At 57.1% G+C, this 4,661-nt stretch carries 1 protein-coding gene and 1 tRNA gene; both read left to right on the top strand.

The annotated features are described in order from the left end of the window. Window positions 1–504 precede the first annotated feature (504 nt). A tRNA-Gly gene (locus tag KIH79_RS12530) sits at window positions 505–575 on the top strand. Window positions 576–937: 362 nt separating this feature from the next. Continuing rightward, the gene (locus KIH79_RS12525; protein WP_219059679.1) at window positions 938–4,033 is read left to right on the top strand and encodes an immunoglobulin-like domain-containing protein; all 3,096 of its coding nucleotides are present in this window, start codon (window positions 938–940) and stop codon (window positions 4,031–4,033) included. Window positions 4,034–4,661 lie beyond the last annotated feature (628 nt).

The raw sequence follows: 4,661 nt of genomic DNA, 5'->3' as shown, positions 1-4,661 counted from the left end.
TTTTGGTATTGGTATCGCGCTGCGCGCGATGCTGTGTTTGTTGGTGGCACTGGCGTGCCGCGACGCTCCCCCAGTCGACCTTCGGTCGACAGCCCCCTCAGCCGAGGGGGCCGAGGCTACCGCCAGCGTCACAAACGTTGAACACTTGCCTTGGCGGCAGCTACCGCTGCCGCCGACAGCACAGCATCGCGCAACAGCGCAATTCCGATACCTCGGACCGCACAACTCATACACGCCAAAATGCGAAGAGCCGTGAAACGATGCACAATCGCTCTGCGCTTAGCGTTCCAGCGAGTGCCCTCATCTATTGGATGATGCGGTAACTTCGTATCATCTTAACATAACTTAACAGCAACTTCGCAAAGCTGTTAAGTTGATACGAAGCTCTGTTAAGTAAGTGCGAAGTTGATGCGAAGTCGCGGCGGAGAGTCGTTTATGGACAGTCAGCTTCCGGAACGTAGGAGGTCTGGTATACTGTCCACTCGTGCGCCAAAAGCGCCACCTGCGAATGTAGTTCATCGGTAGAACGACAGCTTCCCAAGCTGTAGAGGCGGGTTCGACTCCCGTCATTCGCTCTCTTTATTTTCCTTGCAATTCCGCCATTTCTAGCCTGTTTTGCGCTGAGGAAATCTAGCCCGTGAGACATTTTGAGGACAATTCTGCCGGTCTTGCCTCGCGAATTGTGACGAGTGCCTGTTTAAGTCGTTCTTGAAATTCGACGAGTGTTTATACCGACCATGTATGGAATCCGACGAGTGTGGAAGCGGCGCGTTGCCGTCGTTTTTTCGTATTACGCTGCAATGTTCGCAATCCTCAGCTTGGACTAGGTAATGAGTCCCCCCCCCCCCTCATTAGCGTTGTTTCGTAAGGCGCGGGCCTGTGGTGACGTGTCTTGCGAAGGATTTCTAGGGTTTCTAGAGGGATTAGGGAGGCGCTCATGGGAGTGCGTTATCTTCATACCGGAATACTGGGGAGGGTGGTCGGATTCGTGTGCGCGTTGGCGATGCTGCTGACGGGCGCGCTCGTGGCCTCTCCCGCGTATGCCGCCGGCGAGTCGTCTGGTGACGTCGCGCTTGACTGGAATTGGGATGGTCACACGCCGGACGGCTTGGACGCGAATGCGGTGGTCAAGGGCACGCGCAATGGGGATGACTGGACGCCGGACCTGCAGTCACGGGATGAGAATCTGATTCCAGCCTGGGGGACGGTTAATGGTCAGGGTCGGTATTTTTATGGCTGGAATTCGAAGGCTGACGGTACCGGTGACTGGTACGACTTCGTGGAAAATAGGGTGAACTATCAGTGGAAAGGATATCTGACTGGTGGTTTGCCGAAGACTGCGGATGGTGCGGTGAAGTATCCCGCGGGTGGCAAATTGTATGCGCAGTGGCGTTCGATATTCTCGGACTATCCGGTTGCGTTGTCGTATACGGCGGAGACTGCTGATGAGGTGAAGAATCTGAGTTTGCGTGCGTATCTGTCGAATTGGAAGAATCTTTCTGATCAGCGGTATTTCAGGGGCTCGTTGTATGTGATGGCGTGTTCGGCTACGTCGTGTGATCGGAACAGTATGGTGTCGTTGGTTCCGTTGCGTATTCCCGCGTCCGGTGAGACGACGTTCACGCTGAAGGAGAAGGCTGCTGGCAATGAGCGGGCTCTTGACGATCTTCTCGACAATGCGTTCAAAAACCGGTTGGTTACCTCGCTACGTATTTCTTCTCAAGACTGGAGCAATGATCCTGATAGCGTTGCGATTATTGATTTGCGTAAGCCTGCTGATGCGAAGGTGAATGTCCCGCAATCGCCGAAATTCAATTGGGTGGGCTCTAATAATTATAGGGTTGAGTTGGGTTCCCAGTTTGACCCATTAAAGAGTGGTATTAAAGGTTATCCGGATATTACTGCGACGGATGCTGCGGGCAACGACATTACCTCGAAGATAGAAGTATCCGGTACCGTTGATACGTCCAAGCTGGGCAAGTATACGGTTGACTATCGTGTGACCGACGCGCAGGGGTATGTTGCGACCGCCCGCCGGACGGTGGAAGTGGTGGTGCCGTCGGTGCCTGAGAGCAAGTTGACTGCGGCGAATAAGGTGGAAGGTCTGGTAGAAACCACGATCAAACCTGCAGCGGATGGTAGCAACCTCCGGATGTCTTTCATTCTGCATCCGGGTAAAGCGTATGCCAACACGCAAGTGGCGTTTTACGCTTGGTCGGTCAACAACGTATACCGGGATCCGGAGACGGTTTTTGTTGATCAGAATGGCGTGGCCGACACTGGTCCTGTCTATAACGATGGTGGTTTCCGTGTTGGTGAGAATCGTGTTGTGGTGGTTCCGTTGTCTGATCCGTCGAAGGTCCTGTGGGATTCGTTCACGTTGACTGACGTGAAGGCTCCGGTGATTAAGGGTGCTGATGACGCGTCGGTGAGCTTGAATGCCGCGTCGTTTGATCCGACCGCCGGTGTGACTGCGTCGGATGAGACCGATGGCGATCTGACCAAGAGCCTCTCGATCACCGGTAAGGTGGATACGACGAAGCCGGGCTTGTACGAGTTGAACTACACGGTGTCCGACAAGGTCGGTCATAAGGTGCGTTGGTCTCGTGTGGTGAACGTGGTTCCCGCCAAGGATAGCGGGTTCACGCAGGAGAATTGGTCCTCGTGCATCGTGCCCAATGATCCGTTGCGTCCGGGCGTGAAGGTTGAGATCACGGTCGCGTGCCCTGACGCCAGTTCGCGGAACAAGGTTCGCACGGCCGCCGTGTTCTCTGCCGCTGATGGTGATGCGGTGTCCGGTTTGTGGCCGGGTGCGACGGTTGGCGTGTACTTACAGCGCAAGGGCGTCTCGGATGGTTCGGGTCGTGTCACGTTGGCGGATAAGGCCACGGTGTCCGCTCAAGGCACTGTGACGGTGAAGGTTCCCGAGAACGTGACTCCTGCCGACTATTACCTTGCGGTCACGTATCAGGGTGGCATGAAGTGGAACAGTCTGACCGTCGAGCCGAAGGAGAATCCGAAGCCGACGCCGGATACGACCAAGCCGGTCATCGCGGGTGCCGCGGACGTGACGATCGATCAGAATGCCAAGTTTGACCCGTTGTCTGGTGTGACCGCGAAGGATGAGACCGATGGTGATCTGACCAAGGGCATCAAGGTCGAGGGCACGGTCGACACCGCCAAGCCGGGCGAGTACAAGCTGACCTACACGGTTGCGGACAAGGCCGGCAACACGGCCACGGTGACTCGTGTGGTGACAGTGAAGGCGAAGAGTGAGCCGAAGCCGGATACGACCAAGCCGGTCATCGCGGGTGCCGCGGACGTGACGATCGATCAGAATGCCAAGTTTGACCCGTTGTCTGGTGTGACCGCGAAGGATGAGACCGATGGTGATCTGACGAAGAGCATTAAGGTCGAGGGCACGGTTGATACGGTGAAGGCTGGTACCTATACGCTGACCTACACGGTTTCCGACAAGGCCGGTAATACGGCTACTGTCACTCGCGCGGTGACGGTGAAGGCGAAGAGTGAGCCGTCGAATCCTGATCAGCCGAGCCAACCGTCCGAGCCGTCTGAGCCGAGCGAGCCTGAGCAACCGTCCGAGCCGTCGGTGACTGCGGTGCCGGTGTATCGCGTGTACAACCGCAACTCCGGTCTGCATCACTACACGACAAGCAAGGCCGAGCGTGACGCTCTGGTCAAGCTTGGCTGGCGTGACGAGGGCACGTCGTTCAAGGCCGTGAAGGCTGACGCGTCGAACAAGGATCTCAAGCCGGTGTATCGCGAGTACAACCCGAACGACGGCAATCACAACTGGACGATGAACAAGACGGAGCACAACCAGCTCGTCAAGCTCGGCTGGAAGGACGAGGGCGTCGCCTGGTATGTGGATGCCACTGCCGGTGTGGATGTGTATCGTCTATACAACCCGAACAGTGGTGAGCATGTGTACACGACCAGCAAGGTCGAGTACGACAAGGTCGGTGCCGCTGGTTGGCGTCAGGAGGGCGTTGCCTGGCAGAGCCTGAAGTAGCGTGCTACTGACCGTCAATGACCATTGAGTGGGAGTTTTCCTTGTGGGGGCTCCCACTCTTTTGTTGGTGGTGGCGCCGGTTGTATTGGAATCGCGCTTTGCGCGATGCTGTGTTGTTGGCGGCTGCGCCGCGACGCTCCCTCAGTCACGCTTCGCGTGCCAGCGTCCTGCAATTATGGACTCGCTTCGCGAGCGTTATTGCTGGCTCGCTATCGCTCGCTCCTCGCCTAAAAACAGTCCACTGGACTGTTTTCTTCACGGCTCGGCCTATCCGATGGGGCCGAGGCCACCGCCAGCATCAGAGGTGTTTATGGGTGAGGAGCGAGCGGCAGCGAGCCAACAAACACAGTCAGCCGAAGGCTGTCCGTTTGCAGGCCAGCATCGTGTGGTTCTACGGTCTTGAAGCCAAATCCTATAACACGCCTTGCAGGCCCCCTCGGCTGAGGGGGCTCCCGGCGGAGCCGGGTGGGGGGGGGGAGCGTCGCGGCCGAAGGCCGCCAGCAACACAGCATCGCGCGGAGCGCGATTCCGATACGACGGACGGCCAGTACAGGCGCGCCATAATGCGAAGAGTTAGAAAAAGGTCCTCCTGTGTCTTTCAGGCGGACCTTCCGGCGTTACTTCAGCT

Origin of the sequence: Bifidobacterium miconis (assembly GCF_019331735.1) — a bacterium.
Lineage (GTDB): Bacteria > Actinomycetota > Actinomycetes > Actinomycetales > Bifidobacteriaceae > Bifidobacterium > Bifidobacterium miconis.
Note: the sequence above shows the minus strand (reverse complement) of the source record. Positions and strands in the feature narration are given on the sequence as shown.